Here is a 17,208-nt window from a genome sequence, read left to right as displayed (position 1 = left end):
AGCCATCAACCAAACCCGTGCGATTTGGGGTAGCGGCGCACCCTCAGTAGCGTCTCCCTCCTTATCTTACCGGCAGACCAGCGATGACCGATCTTCAGACTTTGCAATCCCGGCTCGATTTCATCGGCATCGACCATGCGACCCGGGAGGCGCTGCGGGAGCTGCGGCCGCTGATCGGCAAGGTGCTGCCCGGCCTGCTGGACCAGTTCTATGCCCATGTCGGCAAGGTCCCGCATCTCGCCAAGATGTTCTCCAGCCCGGCCACGATGCGGCACGCCAAGCAGGCCCAGCACGATCACTGGATGTCGCTGGCGACCGCGAAGTTCGACGATGCCTATGTGAAATCGGTGACCCGGATCGGCGAGGCCCACAACCGGATGGGGCTGGAGCCGCGCTGGTACATCGCCGGCTATTCGCTGATCGTGACCGGGCTGCAGAAGGCGATCGAGACGGAGATCGCGGACGGCTGGTTCGGCGGCCAGGCGGCGCGCGAGAAGAAGGCCGCGCTGCAGGCTGCGATCACCAAGGCGGCGATGATCGACATGGATCTCGCCATCTCGGTCTATCTCGATGCGGCCAAGACCGAGCAGCACGCCGCCATGCAGCGCATGGCCGACGAGTTCGAATCCACCGTCGGCCAGATCATCAACAAGGTCCATGCCGACGCGCGCACGCTCGAGGTCTCGGCCAACACGCTGACCAAGACCGCCGAGCAGACCCAGCATTTGTCGGCCAGCGCGGCCTCGGCCTCGGGCCAGGTCTCGACCAACGTGCAGTCGGTCGCCTCGGCCGCCGAGGAGATGACCTCCTCGGTGCATGAGATCGGGCGGCAGGTCAGGGAATCGACCACCATCGCCAAGGAGGCCGTTCGCCAGATCGAGCAGACCGATGTCGGCATCAGCGAGCTGTCGCGCACCGCCGAGCGCATCGGCGACGTGCTCAAGCTGATCACCTCGATCGCCGCCCAGACCAACCTGCTGGCGCTGAACGCCACCATCGAGGCGGCGCGCGCCGGCGACGCCGGCCGCGGCTTCGCGGTGGTCGCCTCCGAGGTCAAGGCGCTGGCGTCGCAGACCGCGAAAGCCACCGAGGAGATCGGCCAGCAGATCGAAGGCATCCAGAGCGCGACGCAGTCCTCGGTCGCCTCGATCAAGCAGATCGGCGGCACCATCCAGCAGATCTCGGAGATCGCCGCCGGCATCGCCGCGGCCGTCGAGCAGCAGGGCGCCGCCACAGGGCAGATCTCGCGCAACGTGCAGGAGGTCGCCGGCGGCACTGCGCGCGTCGTCGGCGACATTGGCGACGTCAGCAAGGGCGCCAGCGCCACCGGCGCCGCGTCATCCCAGGTGCTGGCGTCGGCGCATTCGCTGTCGCGCGAGAGTGATCACCTCAAGGACGAGCTGGAGACATTCCTGCGCAAGGTGCGCGCGGCTTAACCCGGTTCAGCCGACGCGCCGGGCGCGTCAGCGTGCACCCGCCATTCCTCCGCGTCGCAGGAACGGCGGACGACGTTGCACTGATCCGGCCCGACGCACCGGGCGTGCTACATCCCGTGGCTCTGGAACACGGCCGAGCAGCGCTTGCTCAGCTTGGCGCGGTTCTGCGTCAGACAGTTCTGGACTGCGAAGTCATCGCCGAGCTGACTGCGGCAGAAGCGCTTGGCATCGGGCGCACACGCCTTCTGTTCCTGCGGCGTCCCCATATGGCCCTGGGCCATGGCGAATGACGGCAGAACGGACAGCGACACGGCAACCGCAAACATCAGCTTCTTCATTGGGCGCTCCTTGTTGGGCCGAAACAAACGTTTCCCGCCCAAGGGGGTTCCGACGGAACTGTGCGTCCGAAGCGGATGGCGAGCATCGCAGCCAATGCTGCCTGCGCATCCCGCTGTGAACGGTCAGCGCATTGCCGCAATTCTCAGCCGGCGCCGGACGTGGCCCGCGCCAGCGCAGCACGCGCGAGCAGACGCGTCGAATCCAACGTCGGCAGAGGCGAGTTGGCATCGTCGATGATCAGCGGAATCTCGGTGCAGCCGAGTGCGACGGCGTCGCAGCCATCACCTTTCAGCCGCGCGATGATCTTCTGAAAGGTGGCGACGGAGGGCGGCTCGAACCGCCCGTAGACGAGCTCATCCATGATGATGCGGTTGGCCTCGACGCGATCGGCCTCCTCTGGACGCGCGAACGCCAATCCGTGTGCCATCAGGCTGTCCGGATAGACATTGCTGTCGACGAGCCATGTCGTGCCGGTGATGCCGATACGCCTGTAGCCTCTCCTGACCGCCTCCTTGGCAACCTCGTCGGCGATGTGCAGCCACGGCAACGGTGAGCGTGGCAGCACGAGCGGCAACGCCTGGTGGATGGTGTTGTCGGGGCAGATCAGGAAATCCGCGCCCGCTGCAGCGAGCTTGCGCGCCGAGGTCAGCATCAGCTCGGCGACGCCATCGAGATCGCCGCGATCGAGGCAAGTCACATAGTCGGCGAGCGATGGCGTGTGCATCGACACCTCGGGATGGGCATGCGGCCCGAGCAGGTCGGCCCCCTCCCTGCAGATCGTGCGATAGCAGAGCGCCGCGCCCTCGGCGGAGCAGCCGACGATGCCGATGTGTCGTGTCATTCGTCGTTCCATCCCATCAACGTCGCCGACGATGATAGCGCGAAAGGCGGCCGAGCGTGAGCATCGCCAGCCGCCCACGCGCACCATCCTCCGTCATTGCAACAGAACGCGCGCACGGCATCGCCAGGGCAGATCACACGCTGATCCGCCCTGCCGAGAGATCCGTTCGCGCTGGCCGGTCCGCAGCTACATCACGCCGCGGGACATCATGACATTTGCCATGTCGTGCCTGAGGCGATCGAGCGCGCGGTGAGCCGCGATATGGTCGAGATCGCCTTGCGTCAGGCCAATATCCACCAGTTGCGCCTCGCTCAGGTCCCGCAGATGCAGTCTCATCATCCGGCGCCGGCGGCTCTCCTGGAACGCCAGCCAATAGCCTGCGAACAGGCCGAACAGTCCCGGAGCCGTGAGGCCTGGCGGCCCCGCCGCATTCTTTTCCGACAATGCGTCGCGCAGCACCGTGACGGATGCGTCTGGACGCGGCGCGGCTGGCACCTGGTGCGCCGCGTTCTTCAGCAATGTGAGAGGACGATCGCGCGTGGCGGCATTGCGCGCGATCTCGGCAGTGAGGTGGCTCTGGGATGGCATCGGATGCTCCTGCTGCGTGGTGCCGGCAGGGAGCGTGGCCAAACAAAAGGCCCCGTCCGATGCCGGCGGGGCCTGGTGGAATGATCGTGTCGTCGAAAACCTAGCGCACGACTCCTCCCACGGCCCGACTGCGGCGGGTCGTATGTTTGCGGTTAGAGTTGCGCACGACGTTGATCATGGTTTTCATCTACCACGGAGACTGCGCCAGATCAAGGCATGTAGTTCCTGCGCTCGCGGATGAGCACCCATGCGAGGCTGTGTTATGCCGAGCCCCGAGCACACGACGTCTCCGGCCGACTGGTGTCCAGACAGAGGCGCCATCTCACCTCCGTCATTGCGAGCGCAGCGAAGCAATCCAGAGCTGTTTGCGGGACCCTGGATTGCTTCGCTGACGCTCGCAATGACGTCGCGGCGGCTATCTCGCGCTATTGGTCGGTTGTCCCTGCGTCGCCACTTTCAACGACCGGCTACATTCCCCGGCGCGCGATGAGATATCGTGGGTTGTCCCGCAGGCTGTCGAGCGTCTGCAGCGCAGCGATGTGCTCGATCTCGGCGCGCGTGATGCCGATATCGGTGAGCTCGCGTTCGCTCAGCTCGTAGAGGCTTGCTCGCGCGCTCTCGCGGCGTTGCCGTGCTTGAATGGCGCGCCAGCATCGGCCGATCAGGCGGATGATCAGCCAGGTCGGTCTGGCCGGCGGACCGGCCGCGTCCTTTTCCGACAACGCGTCTCGCAAAGCTGCGATGGACGTCTCGGACTGCGTCGATGGCTGCACGCTGCTGATGGCGTCTTTGACTGAGGCGATCGAGAGATCGACGTTGAGCCCTGACACGTGCCCGGCGTCGATGATCGAATTGGTCTGGTGGGGTGGCATCCTGCGCTCCTGCTGTTGTGCCGGCAGGGAGCGTGGCCAAACAAAAGGCCCCGTCCGATGCCGGCGGGGCCTGGTGAGAACATCGCGTCGTCAAACTCCTAGCGCGCGACTCCTTCCACGGCCCGGCCGAAGCGGGTCATGTGGTCGAAGTTCATGATGCGCACGAGTTTGTTCATGGCACTTAGATACCACGCTGCCCGCACAACATCAAGCGATATGTCGACGTCACGCATCCTGGAGGCGAGTTGTTGTAAACGGGCAGCACGCGCACCTAGGGCGGATGGGCGCGAGCATCATCCGTTATGCGGTCGTAACAAAGAATGACGGATCACGCCCGCGCCGATCCGCGCGACAAACTTGCCGGGAGCCACTGAGTTAGGAGAGACGAACCATGACCGGGCAGGATGGCAATGGTCTTGCACGGGCGTGGATCGACTATCATCGGCGACCGCGACGCGAGTTGGAGGCTCGCCATCTGTTTGCGGCATGGCGAGAGCCGGATGACCTCGTCCGCGATCAGCCCGAAGCCGCTTGGCCGATCGTTCATGAGTTGTGGGCTCTCGATCAAACCGACCGCATGCTCGCCCTGATCGCGGTACGACCGATTGAAGATCTGTTGTGCTGGCAAGGCGCTGACTTCATCGAACGCATCGAGCAATTGGCCCGACAAGACCCCATTGTGCCGAAGATGCTGGGTGCCGTCTGGGGACAAAGCCGCATGGACCACTACGTCTGTCGGAAGACTGAAGGCCGTGGCGGGCCCCAGCATCTAGCGACGGTCCGCCTACGAACCGCGAGCGACGATGAAGCGTTCCAAGACGTCAGCAAGCGAGCCCGAAACGCCTCCCAAGACCACGAGAACCAAAAGATCGGTCTTCACACCGAGCGCTTCGAGGACCAAGACCCCGCACAACATCAGCACGCCGGTCATGACACCCATGCGAAGCGGCTTCATGTCTTTCCCCCAACTAGCGAGCAACGCCACAACCAAACTAGCATGAGACGCCCGACGTTCGCAGGTCCGATCAGCGTCACCTTATTTTCGGGCGTCCTTCCCAATGCATCGCGACGAGGAAGCGATCTCCCCATCCGAGCGCGCCGACATAATCCTGCGCCAAAAGACGAACTTCTCGAACGCTTTCAACCACATCACTCTCATCGGCTGTTCGGAGCGCAATTTACGCTTTCTCTTTTCCAGAAATCATGCTATTCGCATGACATCCCACCTCGCCATGAGGGGCGCATCGCGATCGTCACGAGCGTGAGGTGGGTTGCGGTGGGCGTGTCGGGGTGCAGCGTGGCTTGGCCGCGCGGACGAACATCCTGATGCGCACGGTGAAGCCGTGTGGTCCTGGCCTCCCGACGCTGAGGCCAAGTCGGCGCTGCGACGAGCGCGCTAACGACGGGGGCAAGAACGCCGGTCCCCGGGGAGAGCACGGAGTAAGCCGTAAAGCCATCGCGCAGGGAGGGCCGGATGTCCGGCTCGTACCTGTGGTTCTGCCGCGTGCTTTCTTTCTGCACGCGGACCATGGGTGCGACCAGCACCCGGCCTTCCCTGCGCCCTCTGTTCTCGAAGAGGGTTTTGAATGGCAGAGCTCGGGCGCGGATGCGCGGCGAGGACGATTGGTCATGTCTGAACGGAAAGCACACGTGAACGCAGCCCTACGCGATGGAGCACGTCTTCCTCGCGAGGATGCATCAGCCCCGCGGCCGTCCTTCGAGACGCACGCCTGCGGCGTGCCCTCAGGACGAGGTTCGTGGTTTTGGCGTGGTCTCGGAGGGATGCTGGAGAGATCTTGGCGAAGCTCTCAACCCTCATGCTGAGGAGCGCCGCTTGCGGCGCGTCTCGAAGCACGAGGCCCGGAATCGCTCGATGGCAGATGGAGGGCGTTGGACAGATGCGCGGCAACTTCAGCCGAGAACGAAGAGAGCGCAGCCGCCCTGCCCCTCTAGCGGCCGCGGCCGGCGGCCTGCGGCAGGAAGGTCGGCTGATGGACCGGGGCGATCGCCACCGCGCGGTTGCGACCCTCGTTCTTGGCCCGGTACAGCGCATTGTCGGCGCGCTTCATGACGTCGGCGATCGGCTCGCCCTTCTGCTCCAGGGTCGACAGCCCGATCGAGACCGTGACCTCGATGCGCTTCTCGCCCTTGTGCACGGCGAACGGCTCGTTGGCGACCGAGCGCCGCAGCCGTTCGGCGACCATGCCGGCGACGTGGAGGTCGGTCTCGGGCATCACGATCACGAACTCCTCGCCGCCATAGCGGCAGGCGAGATCGATGCCGCGGATCGACTTGCGCACCCGCATCGCGAACTCGCGCAGCACGTCGTCGCCGGCATCATGGCCGTAATTATCGTTGATCGACTTGAAGTAGTCGATGTCGAGCATCATCAGCGCCAGCGGCTTGCCGCGGCTCGCGGCCTGGTCGGCCAAGGTCGAAAGATGCGTCTCCATGTAGCGGCGGTTGTGAAGGCCCGTCAGCGCGTCGGTGATCGCCATCTCGATCGAGTTCTGGACGTTGTCGCGCAGATGGTCGGTGTAGCGGCGCTTGCGGATCTGGGTGCGGGCGCGCGCCAGCAGCTCGTTCTTGTCGACAGGGCGCAGCAGATAGTCGTTGACGCCGATCTCCAGCCCGCGCAGCAGCCGCGAATTGTTTTCCGCATCGGCAATCGCCAGGATCGGCACGTGGCGCGTGCGTTCCAGCGAGCGCAACTGGCTGCACAGCCGCAGGCCGTCGAAATCGTTGAGGTCGAGCGAGACGATGACGAGGTCGTAATTGCCTTCGGCGGCGTTGAACACGGCCTCGGCGGGATTGGTCTCGACGTCGATGGAATGCTCGGTCGCCAGCATCGGCCCGAGCCGCTCGTAGGACGACGGCCGGTCGTCGACCAGCAGCACCCGCCCGCCCTTGCCGGCGTCGGCGACCGCGTTGCGCTCGGGCGCCTGCACGCCGATCTCGAGCGAGGTCAGCGCGCGCATGCGCAGCTCGTCGGTCATCATCTTCAGCCGCGTCAGCGAGCGTACGCGCGCGATCAGCACGACGTCGGAGACGGGCTTGGTGAGGAAGTCGTCGGCACCGGCCTCCAGGCCGCGCACGCGGTCGGACGGGCTGTCGAGCGCCGTCACCATGACGACCGGAATGAAATGCGTGGCCGGATTCGACTTCAGCCTGCGGCAGACCTCGAAGCCGTCCATGTCCGGCATCATGACGTCGAGCAGGATGATGTCGCATTCGGCGCGCTGGCAGATCTGCAGAGCCTCGGCGCCGTTCGCGGCGGTCAGCACGTCGAAATATTCGGCCGACAGCCGCGCCTCCAACAGCTTGACGTTGGCCGGGACGTCGTCGACGACGAGGATACGCGCGGACACTGCAGAAACTCCTTAGCCGATAAAGCGGCGTACCGTTTCAATGAATTTTCCGACCGAGATCGGCTTGGAAAGATAGGCTTCGCAGCCACCCTCGCGGATGCGCTCCTCGTCGCCCTTCATCGCAAAGGCCGTCACTGCCACCACCGGGATGGCACGCAAATCCGGATCGTCCTTGATCCATTTCGTCACTTCCAGGCCCGAGACCTGCGGCAGCTGGATGTCCATCAGGATCAGATCGGGGCGGGTCCGGCGCACGATGTCGAGCGCCTCCACGCCGCTGGACGTACCGGAGGTCTGGTACCCGTGGGCTTCCAACAGATCGCGGAAGAGCTTCATGTTGAGCTCATTGTCTTCCACGATCAGGACGGTCTTGCCCATCCGCCCCTCCGAATCACTGACACCGGCATGTCCTCTGGCGGACGCCTGTCCACCGCTACTCATCTAATTCAAACTAGCCCCAGATTCGTTCAAACCCGTTAAGGTGGGATTCCATCTTTCCCCGAGATGGTTTCCACTTGCTTGAACCCATTCCGAAGACTCGGGCATGATGGGCGCAAAGTAGAGCCGACAAGTTAACGGAAAGGCAAATCCGCCGTTGAAAAAGCCCGTTCGAAATCCGCGCGAAGTCGCTGAAATCGTTGCAGTTCAGGCCCTCGGCTTCCTGGCCGGCGAACCGGAGCGGCTGGGCCGTTTCCTGGCCGAGACCGGGATCGGGCCGGAGACGCTGCGATCCTCGGCCGCCGACCCCAATTTCCTGGTCAGCGTGCTCGATTTCGTGCTGCGCGATGACGAGACGGTAAAGGCTTTTGCCGCCCACTCCAAGTTACATCCCACCAATATCATGGCAGCACGGCAGGTATTGGGCGACCGGCAGTGGGAGCGCGACGTGCCGTGACCGAGCGGGCGCCAGCGAGCGGGTCGCGCGCGGCCAGCGGGCCGACCTGCTTCTGCCGCGACTGCCTGACGGACCTCGACGATGGCGCGCGCCGCTGTTCGGGCTGCGGCTCGCCGCGCCTCGTCCGCCATCGCGCCCTGCCCGCGCTGACCCTGGCCCATATCGACTGTGACGCGTTCTATGCAACCGTCGAGAAGCGCGACAATCCAGAGGTCGCCGACCGGCCCGTCATCATCGGGGGCGGCAAGCGCGGCGTGGTGTCGGCGGCCTGCTACATCGCCCGCACCTATGGCGTGCGCTCGGCGATGCCGATGTTCAAGGCGCTGGAGCTGTGTCCCTCGGCGGCCGTGATTCCCCCGGACATGGCGAAATATGTCCGCGTCGGGCGTGAGGTCCGGCAGGCGATGCAGGCGCTGACGCCGCTGGTCGAGCCGCTGTCGATCGACGAGGCGTTCCTCGACCTCTCCGGTACCGCGCGCGTCCACGGCATGATCCCGGCCAAGGTGCTGGCGCGCTTCGCCCGCGACGTCGAGCAGACCATCGGCATCACGGTGTCTGTCGGGCTGTCCTGCAACAAGTTCCTGGCCAAGATCGCCTCGGATCTCGACAAGCCGCGCGGCTTTGCCGCGCTCGACCAGGAGGAAGCACTGATGATGCTGGCCGACAAGCCGGTCGACTTCATCTTCGGCGTCGGTCCGGCGACCCAGCAACGGCTGGCGAACCAGGGCTTCCGCACCATCGCCGACCTGCAGCGCGCCGACGAGATCGAGCTGATGAAGCAGTTCGGCGGCGACGGCCGCAGGCTGTGGCGGCTGGCGCGCGGCATCGACGACCGCAAGGTGGTGGCCGACCGCGGCGCCAAGACGATCTCGAGCGAAACCACCTTCGACACCGACATCCGCGACTACGTGACCCTGGAAAAGACCCTGTGGCGGCTGTCGGAGAAGGTGTCGGCACGGCTGAAGGCGAGCCAGCTCGCCGGGTCGACCATCATGCTGAAGCTGAAGACCGCGGACTTCCGTCAACGAACGCGCTCGCAATCGATCGCGGCGCCGACGCAGCTCGCCGGCAAGATCTTCGCAATCTGCAAGGAGATGCTGGCGCGCGAGACCGACGGCACGGCGTTCCGGCTGATGGGCACAGGCGTCAGCGCGTTGCGCCCGGGCTCGGAGGCCTCCGACACCGACATGCTCGACCGCCGCTCGGCCTCGGCCGAGCGCGCGATCGATGCGCTACGCAAGAAGTTCGGCCAGGCCGCGGTGATCCGCGGCATCGCCTATGACGGCCCGGAGCAGACCGAATGACGCCCCGGTCAATTGCTGCAGGGCTTGCCGTCCTTCACGTCCTTGACGTCGAACTTGCCGAGCGCGCCGGCGATGACGAAATCATTGTAGTCGAGCACGAGCGCGCGCGAGACGCCGTTCTCGTAGAGCTCGAACGACATCGCGTAGACCGGCGTCTGCTCGCCCTCGGCCCGCTTGGCGTCGCGGTCATAATAGCTGACCGTCACCGGCCACCGCGTCATCTTCTTCATCTCGTCATTGTCGGTCGAGGCGTCGGGCTTGGCGGCGGCCTTGTCGGCCGGCACGGGCGCACCGATCACGGTCAGCGTGTTGTAGACCTTCTCGCCATTGTCCGAGCCGTCATAGACCGTCAGCTCGAGCAGCGACTTGCCCTCGCGCGCGGCGGCGATGATGCGATGAATCTGCTCGGTCGGAAAAACGGTCGAGCCGTCGAGCGTGAAGGTCTTCGCCTCGGGCTGCTTGAGCTTGACGGTGATGTGATCGCCGGTGCGCTCGGCGATCCCGTCGACCGGGCTGGAGGCCTGCTCGTTCATGCGCGAGTCGATCTTGAAGCGGTAGCTCTTCCCGGCGCCGTCCTCCCATGCGGTGGACCGCAGGTCGCTCAGGGTCACCTTGCCCTCCCCGAGATCGAGCTCCGAGACCTGGCGGAATTCCGAAGTGTAGCCGTCGCAGGCGTTGCCGGAGAAATTGTAGAGGATGCGGCCGCGCGCGCTGTTGACCGGACTCGAACCGCGCGACTTGACCAGGCTCAGGTCGTAGAGCGCCTGATGCGGCAGGAACGGCACCGCCGCCCCGGCCTGCGCCGGACCGAACGTGATCGCCGCGACGGCGAGCGCTCCCATCGACAGTCGAAACGAATGAGCCATGAGTTTTCCTCGGAGGACGTATCGCTAAACCGTCACATTAGAGACCGCTGCATTGCGTCGCAACTGCGGCTGTCTCACGGAAACGTGCGCTTAAAGCGCCGGAATCGCGTCGGTGCTGGCAGCTTGCATGTCACTGGCAACTGCGCCAAACAGGGCCGCGGTCCGGCACGGGACCGGCTTTCAGGCGACAGAACGGGGATTTGAGATGGCGGGTACGGTCGAACAGAACCTGGCGGCACAGGGCATCACACTGCCGGCACCAAAGGCACCGGTGGCCAATTACGTCCCGTTCGTGCGCACTGGCAATCTGCTGTTCGTGTCGGGCCAAGTCTGCCTCGGCGGCGACGGCAAGATGATCGCTTCCGGCAAGCTTGGCGGCGGCGTGTCGATCGAGGACGGCTATGCGGCCGCGAAGGGCTGCGGCGTCAACCTGCTGGCGCAGGTGAAGGCGGCGGTCGGCGATCTCGACAAGGTCGTGCGCGTGGTCCGGCTCGGCGGCTTCGTCAATTCGGCGCCGGATTTCCTCGACGGACCGAAGGTGCTCAACGGCGCCTCCGACCTGATGGTCGCCGCCTTCGGCGACAAGGGCCGCCACGCCCGCACCACCGTCGGCGTCTCGGCCCTGCCGTCCGATGCGGCGGTGGAAGTCGAAGGCGTGTTCGAGGTTGAGTGAGTTCGAAGTTGAAGACAATGGACGGGGCGAATGCGCGCACCTGACTGGCTGACGGCCCGCCCCGTCGCCCATCGCGGCCTTCACAATGCTGTCAGCGGCATCATCGAGAACATGCCGGCCGCCGCACGCGGCGCCGTGGCCGGCAACTTCGCCATCGAATGCGACATCCAGCTGTCGGCTGATGGCGAGGCCATGGTGCATCACGACTATGATCTCGGACGCCTCACCGAGGGCACCGGCCCACTGATCGAGAAGACCGCGGCAGAGCTGAAAGCGATCAAGTTCAAGCAGACCGACGAGCAGATGATGACGCTCGGCGACCTCTGCAACCTGATCGCCGGACGCGTGCCGCTGGTCGTCGAGGTCAAGAGCACGTTCCAGGGCGATCGCCGGCTGGTCCGGCGCATGGCCGAGGTGCTGGCGTCCTACTCCGGCCCGGTGGTCGGGATGTCGTTCGATCCGGACCAGGTCCGTGCCTTGCGCGAGACCATGCCGAAGCTGACGCGCGGCATCGTCGCGCAGCGCAGCTACGAGGACGGCTATTGGGCCAAGCTGACCCAGGCGCAGCGCGACAGCATGCTGCATCTGAAGCACGGCTTCAGCAGCCAGCCGCATTTCGTCGCCTATTGGGTCGACCAGCTGCCTGCGCCGGCCCCCTGGATCGCGCGCAATGTGTTCGGCTGCCCGCTGCTGACCTGGACCGTCCGCACCCCCGAGCAGCGCGCCGCTGCGGCCCGCTACGCGGATCAGATGATCTTCGAAGGGTTTACGCCGGAGACGTGACGCCGGCCTTGAACTCACTGCTGCGATGCACGATCTTCAGGGCGTGGCATCTGGAACGTCCCGGCCGGGGCGTCCCGTGCCGGCCGGTTTGACAAGGACTCGATGGCATCGCCTGAAATCACGCTCGAAGCCGTTCCCGGGATCAGCGAGGTCCCTGCCGCGGCATGGGATGCTTGCGCCAATCCCGGCGGCCGCGTCAGTCCCGGCGGCTCATCTCACGCCTGCGGCCGCAGCTACAATCCGTTCGTGTCGCACGCTTTTTTCTCGGCGCTCGAAACCTCCGGCTCAGCCACGCTGCGCACCGGCTGGGCCCCGCGGCATCTGGTGGCGAAGACCGGCGACGAGATCCTCGGCGTCGCGCCGTGCTATCTCAAGTCCCACTCACAGGGCGAATATGTCTTCGACCGCGGCTGGGCCGATGCCTATGAGCGCGCCGGCGGCCGCTACTACCCCAAGCTCCAGGTCTCTGTGCCGTTCACGCCGGCCACCGGGCCGCGGCTGCTGATCCGCCCTGACCAGGACCGAGACATGATCGGCAATGCCCTCGCCCAGGGATTGAAGGCGCTGTGCGGGATCAGCGAGGCGTCCTCGGTCCATGTCACCTTCGCCCGGGAGTCCGAGTGGCAGCTGCTCGCCACGCAGGGCTTCCTGCAGCGCACCGACCAGCAGTTCCACTGGCACAATCAGGGTTTTTCCAGCTTCGACGATTTCCTGGCGACGATGAATTCGCGCCACCGCAAGGCGATCAAGCGCGAGCGGCGCGACGCATTGGCCGCCGGCATCACCATCCACTGGCTGACCGGCAAGGACATCACCGAGGACGCCTGGGATGCGTTCTTCGCGTTCTACATGGAGACCGGCTCGCGGAAGTGGGGCCGGCCGTATCTGACCCGCAAGTTCTTCGCGCAGATCGGCGAGACCATGGCTGAGGACGTGCTGCTGGTGATGGCTAGGCGCGACGGCCGCTGGATCGCCGGGGCCATCAATTTCATCGGCTCGGACACGCTGTTCGGCCGCAACTGGGGTGCGATCGAGCACCATCCATTCCTGCATTTCGAGGTCTGCTACTACCAGGCGATCGACTTTGCGATCCAGCACAAGCTTGCCGTGGTCGAGGCCGGCGCCCAGGGCGAGCACAAGATCGCGCGCGGCTACCTGCCGCAGACCACCTACTCCGCCCACTACATCGCCGACCGCGGCCTGCGCCGCGCCATCGACGACTATCTCAAGCGCGAGCGCGCCTATGTCGAGCAGGCCGGCCGCGAGCTCGCCGAATCCGGACCGTTCCGGAAAGGCATGGACGAGCCGTCTTGACCGGCGACACCTGCCGGTGAGAGTAAGGCGCACCAAGAAGAACCGCTTAAGGGACTGCCCATGACCGCCTACGATCCCAACAATCCGTTCGCAAAGATCCTGCGCGGCGAATTCCCCTGCACCAAGGTCTACGAGAACGACCACGTGCTGGCGTTCCTCGACATCATGCCGCGCGTCCCCGGGCATACGCTGGTGATCCCGAAGGTGCCGGCCCGCAACATCCTTGATATCACCGAGGAGGACTACCTCCATGTCGGCCGTGCCGTGCGGACCATCGCGCGCGCGGCCAAGACCGCGTTCGCCGCCGACGGCATCACCGTGCAGCAGTTCAATGAGCATGCCGGCGGGCAGATGGTGTTCCACCTGCACGTCCACATCATGCCGCGCCACAATGGCGATTCCCTGCTGCCGCCCGCGAGCCGCAAGGAAGATCCGAAGGTGCTGGAGGAGAACGCGGCGAAGCTGATGGCGGCGCTGAAGGGCTGATCAGGCCTCGTCGAGCCCGATGTCCAGCGCGGCCGACGAATGCGTGATCCAGCCGACGGAGATCAGGTCGACGCCGGCCGCGGCGATCGCGGGCGCGGTCTCCACGGTGATCCGGCCCGAGGCTTCGGCGATGGCCTTGCCGCCGATCATGCCCACCGCGGTTTCGAGCTCCGCCGGCGTCATGTTGTCGAGCAGCACCGCGTCGACGCCGAGCGTCAGCGCCTGCTCGAGCTGCGCCAGGGTGTCGACCTCGACCTCGATCTTGACGAGATGGCCGGCATGGGCCTTCGCGCGCGTGATGGCAGCCTTGATGCCGCCGGCGATGGCGATGTGGTTGTCCTTGATCAGGACGGCGTCATCGAGCCCGAACCGGTGATTGCCGCCGCCTCCGGCGCGCACCGCATATTTCTCAAGCGCGCGCAGGCCCGGCGTGGTCTTCCGGGTACAGACGATCTGCGCCTTGGTCCCTTTCACCGCCGCGACCAGCGACGCCGTCGCGCTGGCGACCCCGCTCAAGCGGCAGAGGAAGTTGAGCGACACGCGCTCGCCGGTCAGCAGCGCCCGCGCCGGGCCGCTGATGGTTGCGATCGTGTCTCCCGGCGCCACGGCGCTGCCGTCGGGCCGCACGGCCTCCAGGCGCACGTCCGGCGAGACGGTCTGGAAGGCGCAGCGCGCCACATCGAGGCCCGCGATCACGCCGTGCTGGCGCGCCCGCAGCTTCAGCGATGCGCGCTGCTCGGCCGGCACGATGGCATCGGTGGTGATGTCGCCGGCCCGGCCGAGATCCTCAAGCAGCGCCATGCGCACCAGCGGCTCGTAGAGCAAGGGCGAGAGAGGATTGAGACTCATGGCACTGCACTCCTCAACGGCGTCTGCTCGGCCTCGACGATGTCGCGCGCAACCGTGATCGCCTCGGGCAGAGTGAAACTGGACGGCTGCGCGACGGTCCGCGTGTCCGGACGATCGCTGCGGAAATGCGCGCCGCGGCTCTCCTCACGGGCATGCGCCGCGACCGCGAGCATCAGGCCGACCAGCGCAGGATCAGCCGCGGGCCCGGCCTGCTCCGCCAGCGGAAGCAGGCTGCGGACGGCCGCCGCGATCGTGCGGCGCTCGCGCATCACGCCGAGCGCATGCGACAGCAGTGGCCGTACGGCCGACGGATCGGACGCCGGCGGAATAGCCGCCACCGCGCATGGCTTGCCGGCACGCTGCGGCGCGCCGGCCACGCTTTCGGCCACCCATTGCGCGCAGACGATCGCTTCCATCAGCGAGTTGCTGGCGAGCCGGTTGGCGCCGTGCAGGCCGGTGCGGCTGGCCTCGCCACAGGCCCACAAGCCCTCGACCGTGCTGCGTCCCATCGCGTCAACAGCGACGCCGCCCATATGATAGTGCACGGCCGGCCGCACGGGGATCGGATCGCGCGCGGGATCGATGCCCGCCATGCGGCAGAAGGCGCTGATCACGGGATAGCGCGCGGCGAAATCCTTGCCCGGCTTGTCGCGCGCATCGAGGAACACACGGTGTCCCTGCGCGCGGCGCCGCCACACCGCGCGCGCCACCACGTCGCGGGGTGCCAGCTCGGCCCCCGGCTCGTCGGCCATGAAGCGCGTGCCGGTCTCGTCGATCAGCACCGCACCGTCGCCGCGGATCGCCTCGGTGAGAAGCGGCAGCGGCCGCGAGGGCCCGTCAAACGCGGTGGGGTGAAACTGCACGAATTCGAGATCGGACAGCACGGACCCGGCCCGCGCCGCCAGCGCGAGCCCCTGGCCGAAGCAGCCGGTGGGATTGGTGCTGTCGAGGAACAGCCCGCCGATGCCGCCGGTTGCGATCACGACGCGTGTCGTGGCGAGGATCAGAGCCGCATCGCCGCGCACCGCAACCACGCCCTGGATCGCGTTGTCGTCGACAATCAGCCGGCGCGCCTCGACGCCCTCCAGAAGCGTCACCGAGGGACATCGCCTGACCGCCGCGATCAGTGCGCGCATGATCTCGCGTCCCGTGCCGTCGCCGGTCGCATGCACGATCCGCTTGCGGCTGTGCGCGGCCTCCAGGCCCAGACGCCAGCGTCCATCCGCATGCCGGTCGAACGCGACGCCGAGCTGGGCGAGGCGCTCGACCGCGGCCGGCGCAGCATCGATGATACGGCGCGCGGCGGACTCGTCGCACAATCCCGCTCCGGCAGCGAGCGTGTCCTTCAGATGCAGCGACGGATCATCGTCATCGCCAACCGCCGCGGCCAGTCCGCCTTGCGCCCACATGCTCGATGCCTCCGCGCCGAGCGGCGACTTCGACAGCAGCACGACGGGCTCGGGCGCGAGCTGAAGCGCCGTCATCAGACCTGCGGCTCCGCCGCCGATGATCACGGGACGGCCAGCCAACTTCGAAACATCGATGCTCATGATGCCAGCATCCTTTCCACGGCGCGCCGCGCGCGCTCGGCCATCGCGGGATCGATCGTGACCTCGTGCGTGTTGGTCTCGAGCGCATGGCGGATGTTCTTCAACGTGATCCGCTTCATGTGCGGGCACAGATTGCAGGGGCGGATGAACTCGATGTCGGGATGGAGCACGGCGACATTGTCGCTCATCGAGCATTCCGTGAGCAGCACCACCCGGACCGGCCGTCTTGCTCCGACGAAGTCCGACATCGCCGCGGTGGAGCCGGCGAAATCGGCCTCCGCCACCACCTCCGGCGGACACTCCGGATGCGCGAGCACGGTGACCCCGGGATGGTTGTCGCGTAGCGTGCGGACGTCATCGGCGCTGAAGCGCTCATGGACCTCGCAATGCCCTTTCCAGGCCGTGATCCTGACCTTGGTCTGTGCGGCGACGTTGCGCGCGAGATATTCATCCGGCAGCATGATGACGTGATCGACACCGAAGGACTCGACGACGGCGCGCGCGTTGCCGGACGTGCAGCAGACGTCGGACTCGGCCTTCACGGCCACCGACGTGTTGACATAGGCGACCACGGGCACGCCCGGGTGGCGCGCGCGCATCAGCCGGACGTCGGCGGCGGTGATCGACTCCGCCAATGAGCAGCCCGCCTCCACGTCGGGGATCAGCACCGTCTTGTCGGGATTGAGCAGCTTGGCGGTCTCCGCCATGAAGTGGACGCCGGCGAGCACGATCACCTCGGCATCGACCTTGGTCGCTTCGCGCGCCAGCAGCAGGCTGTCGCCGACGATGTCGGCGACGCCGTGATAGATCTCGGGCGTCTGATAGTTGTGCGCCAGCACCACGGCATTGCGCCGGCGCTTCAGCGCCAGGATGGCTTCGACATCGTCCTCGAAGACAGCCCATTCCGGCGGCGGGATCACCCGCCTCAGGCGCTCAGCAAGCGATGCATTCGGCGCGACGGCAGGCAGCACAAGATCGGCCATTTATACTCTCCATGAGCATAAGATGCCTTATACTTATCCTGAGCATAAGCCTTGTCAAGAG

Annotated in this window: 18 protein-coding genes; 8 read left to right on the top strand and 10 right to left on the bottom strand. The window is 66.1% G+C overall.

Features of this window, described 5'->3' with window-relative positions:
• Positions 1-83: 83 nt before the first annotated feature.
• Complete coding sequence (locus ACQR10_RS27185) at positions 84-1,436, top strand: globin-coupled sensor protein (RefSeq protein ID WP_316218284.1); 1,353 nt, start codon at positions 84-86, stop codon at positions 1,434-1,436.
• Between the two features lie 107 nt (positions 1,437-1,543).
• On the opposite strand, the gene ACQR10_RS27180 is transcribed toward ACQR10_RS27185, so the two are convergent.
• The 4 genes from ACQR10_RS27180 to ACQR10_RS27165 form a co-directional block, all read right to left on the bottom strand.
• Positions 1,544-1,774, bottom strand: a complete 231-nt coding sequence (locus ACQR10_RS27180; RefSeq protein WP_316218282.1) for a hypothetical protein — start codon at positions 1,772-1,774, stop codon at positions 1,544-1,546.
• Positions 1,775-1,917: 143 nt separating this feature from the next.
• The gene (locus tag ACQR10_RS27175; RefSeq protein ID WP_316218281.1) at positions 1,918-2,616 is read right to left on the bottom strand and encodes an aspartate/glutamate racemase family protein; all 699 of its coding nucleotides are present in this window, start codon (positions 2,614-2,616) and stop codon (positions 1,918-1,920) included.
• 186 nt (positions 2,617-2,802) lie between these two features.
• Positions 2,803-3,204 (bottom strand): DUF1127 domain-containing protein, encoded by a 402-nt coding sequence (locus ACQR10_RS27170; RefSeq protein WP_316218280.1) that lies wholly within the window; start codon positions 3,202-3,204, stop codon positions 2,803-2,805.
• A 467-nt stretch (positions 3,205-3,671) separates the two neighbouring features.
• Positions 3,672-4,076, bottom strand: a complete 405-nt coding sequence (locus ACQR10_RS27165) for a DUF1127 domain-containing protein (RefSeq protein WP_316218279.1) — start codon at positions 4,074-4,076, stop codon at positions 3,672-3,674.
• 391 nt (positions 4,077-4,467) lie between these two features.
• On the opposite strand from ACQR10_RS27165, the gene ACQR10_RS27160 reads away from it, so the two are divergent.
• Complete coding sequence (locus tag ACQR10_RS27160) at positions 4,468-5,403, top strand: DUF6869 domain-containing protein (protein ID WP_316218278.1); 936 nt, start codon at positions 4,468-4,470, stop codon at positions 5,401-5,403.
• A gap of 622 nt (positions 5,404-6,025) precedes the next feature.
• On the opposite strand, the gene ACQR10_RS27155 is transcribed toward ACQR10_RS27160, so the two are convergent.
• Both ACQR10_RS27155 and ACQR10_RS27150 read right to left on the bottom strand, forming a co-directional pair.
• Positions 6,026-7,444, bottom strand: a complete 1,419-nt coding sequence (locus ACQR10_RS27155) for a PleD family two-component system response regulator (protein ID WP_316181848.1) — start codon at positions 7,442-7,444, stop codon at positions 6,026-6,028.
• Between the two features lie 12 nt (positions 7,445-7,456).
• Entirely contained in the window at positions 7,457-7,822 is a 366-nt protein-coding gene (locus ACQR10_RS27150; protein ID WP_008964019.1) for a response regulator, read from the bottom strand.
• A 217-nt stretch (positions 7,823-8,039) separates the two neighbouring features.
• Between ACQR10_RS27150 and ACQR10_RS27145 the strand changes: the two genes are divergently transcribed.
• On the top strand, positions 8,040-8,339 hold the full coding sequence (locus ACQR10_RS27145; RefSeq protein WP_315718395.1) for a DUF3572 domain-containing protein: 300 nt from the start codon (positions 8,040-8,042) through the stop codon (positions 8,337-8,339).
• Positions 8,318-9,643 carry a DNA polymerase IV gene (locus ACQR10_RS27140; protein WP_434912126.1) on the top strand — a complete coding sequence of 442 codons (1,326 nt, stop codon included), beginning with the start codon at positions 8,318-8,320 and terminating at the stop codon, positions 9,641-9,643. Before ACQR10_RS27145 ends, ACQR10_RS27140 begins: the two co-directional genes overlap by 22 nt.
• Positions 9,644-9,651: 8 nt before the next feature.
• On the opposite strand, the gene ACQR10_RS27135 is transcribed toward ACQR10_RS27140, so the two are convergent.
• The gene (locus tag ACQR10_RS27135; protein ID WP_315804115.1) at positions 9,652-10,509 is read right to left on the bottom strand and encodes a cell envelope integrity EipB family protein; all 858 of its coding nucleotides are present in this window, start codon (positions 10,507-10,509) and stop codon (positions 9,652-9,654) included.
• Between the two features lie 205 nt (positions 10,510-10,714).
• On the opposite strand from ACQR10_RS27135, the gene ACQR10_RS27130 reads away from it, so the two are divergent.
• The 4 genes from ACQR10_RS27130 (at position 10,715) to ACQR10_RS27115 (ending at position 13,765) form a co-directional block, all read left to right on the top strand.
• The gene (locus tag ACQR10_RS27130) at positions 10,715-11,182 is read left to right on the top strand and encodes a RidA family protein (protein WP_315804116.1); all 468 of its coding nucleotides are present in this window, start codon (positions 10,715-10,717) and stop codon (positions 11,180-11,182) included.
• Positions 11,183-11,212: 30 nt separating this feature from the next.
• Positions 11,213-11,965, top strand: a complete 753-nt coding sequence (locus ACQR10_RS27125; protein ID WP_316218276.1) for a glycerophosphodiester phosphodiesterase — start codon at positions 11,213-11,215, stop codon at positions 11,963-11,965.
• A gap of 102 nt (positions 11,966-12,067) precedes the next feature.
• A complete protein-coding gene (locus tag ACQR10_RS27120) occupies positions 12,068-13,279 on the top strand; it encodes a GNAT family N-acetyltransferase (RefSeq protein WP_316218274.1) in 1,212 nt (403 codons plus the stop codon).
• Between the two features lie 60 nt (positions 13,280-13,339).
• The gene (locus ACQR10_RS27115; RefSeq protein WP_316218273.1) at positions 13,340-13,765 is read left to right on the top strand and encodes an HIT family protein; all 426 of its coding nucleotides are present in this window, start codon (positions 13,340-13,342) and stop codon (positions 13,763-13,765) included.
• On the opposite strand, the gene nadC is transcribed toward ACQR10_RS27115, so the two are convergent.
• Genes nadC through nadA form a run of 3 tightly spaced genes read right to left on the bottom strand, consistent with a single transcriptional unit; the run spans position 13,766 to position 17,147 of the window.
• A complete protein-coding gene (nadC, locus tag ACQR10_RS27110; protein ID WP_434912125.1) occupies positions 13,766-14,614 on the bottom strand; it encodes a carboxylating nicotinate-nucleotide diphosphorylase in 849 nt (282 codons plus the stop codon).
• Entirely contained in the window at positions 14,611-16,164 is a 1,554-nt protein-coding gene (locus ACQR10_RS27105; RefSeq protein ID WP_434912124.1) for an L-aspartate oxidase, read from the bottom strand. The genes nadC and ACQR10_RS27105 overlap by 4 nt, the downstream gene beginning before the upstream one ends.
• The gene (gene nadA, locus ACQR10_RS27100) at positions 16,161-17,147 is read right to left on the bottom strand and encodes a quinolinate synthase NadA (RefSeq protein ID WP_434912123.1); all 987 of its coding nucleotides are present in this window, start codon (positions 17,145-17,147) and stop codon (positions 16,161-16,163) included. The genes ACQR10_RS27105 and nadA overlap by 4 nt, the downstream gene beginning before the upstream one ends.
• Between the last annotated feature and the right edge of the window lie 61 nt (positions 17,148-17,208).

This window comes from Bradyrhizobium sp. HKCCYLRH2060 (genome assembly GCF_051168135.1).
Classification (GTDB): Bacteria; Pseudomonadota; Alphaproteobacteria; order Rhizobiales; family Xanthobacteraceae; genus Bradyrhizobium.
The sequence above is the reverse complement of the archived record's forward strand: the minus strand, read 5'-3'. Positions and strand labels throughout refer to the sequence as shown.

Coding starts and splice junctions, on each gene's coding strand:
- ACQR10_RS27115 (WP_316218273.1), top strand. CDS start 13,340: ATGACCGCCTACGATCCCAACAATCCGTTCGCAAAGATCCTGCGCGGC.
- ACQR10_RS27125 (WP_316218276.1), top strand. CDS start 11,213: ATGCGCGCACCTGACTGGCTGACGGCCCGCCCCGTCGCCCATCGCGGC.
- ACQR10_RS27180 (WP_316218282.1), bottom strand. CDS start 1,774: ATGAAGAAGCTGATGTTTGCGGTTGCCGTGTCGCTGTCCGTTCTGCCG.
- ACQR10_RS27160 (WP_316218278.1), top strand. CDS start 4,468: ATGACCGGGCAGGATGGCAATGGTCTTGCACGGGCGTGGATCGACTAT.
- ACQR10_RS27135 (WP_315804115.1), bottom strand. CDS start 10,509: ATGGCTCATTCGTTTCGACTGTCGATGGGAGCGCTCGCCGTCGCGGCG.
- ACQR10_RS27175 (WP_316218281.1), bottom strand. CDS start 2,616: ATGACACGACACATCGGCATCGTCGGCTGCTCCGCCGAGGGCGCGGCG.
- ACQR10_RS27130 (WP_315804116.1), top strand. CDS start 10,715: ATGGCGGGTACGGTCGAACAGAACCTGGCGGCACAGGGCATCACACTG.
- nadC (WP_434912125.1), bottom strand. CDS start 14,614: ATGAGTCTCAATCCTCTCTCGCCCTTGCTCTACGAGCCGCTGGTGCGC.
- ACQR10_RS27105 (WP_434912124.1), bottom strand. CDS start 16,164: ATGAGCATCGATGTTTCGAAGTTGGCTGGCCGTCCCGTGATCATCGGC.
- ACQR10_RS27150 (WP_008964019.1), bottom strand. CDS start 7,822: ATGGGCAAGACCGTCCTGATCGTGGAAGACAATGAGCTCAACATGAAG.
- ACQR10_RS27170 (WP_316218280.1), bottom strand. CDS start 3,204: ATGCCATCCCAGAGCCACCTCACTGCCGAGATCGCGCGCAATGCCGCC.
- nadA (WP_434912123.1), bottom strand. CDS start 17,147: ATGGCCGATCTTGTGCTGCCTGCCGTCGCGCCGAATGCATCGCTTGCT.
- ACQR10_RS27185 (WP_316218284.1), top strand. CDS start 84: ATGACCGATCTTCAGACTTTGCAATCCCGGCTCGATTTCATCGGCATC.
- ACQR10_RS27165 (WP_316218279.1), bottom strand. CDS start 4,076: ATGCCACCCCACCAGACCAATTCGATCATCGACGCCGGGCACGTGTCA.
- ACQR10_RS27120 (WP_316218274.1), top strand. CDS start 12,068: ATGGCATCGCCTGAAATCACGCTCGAAGCCGTTCCCGGGATCAGCGAG.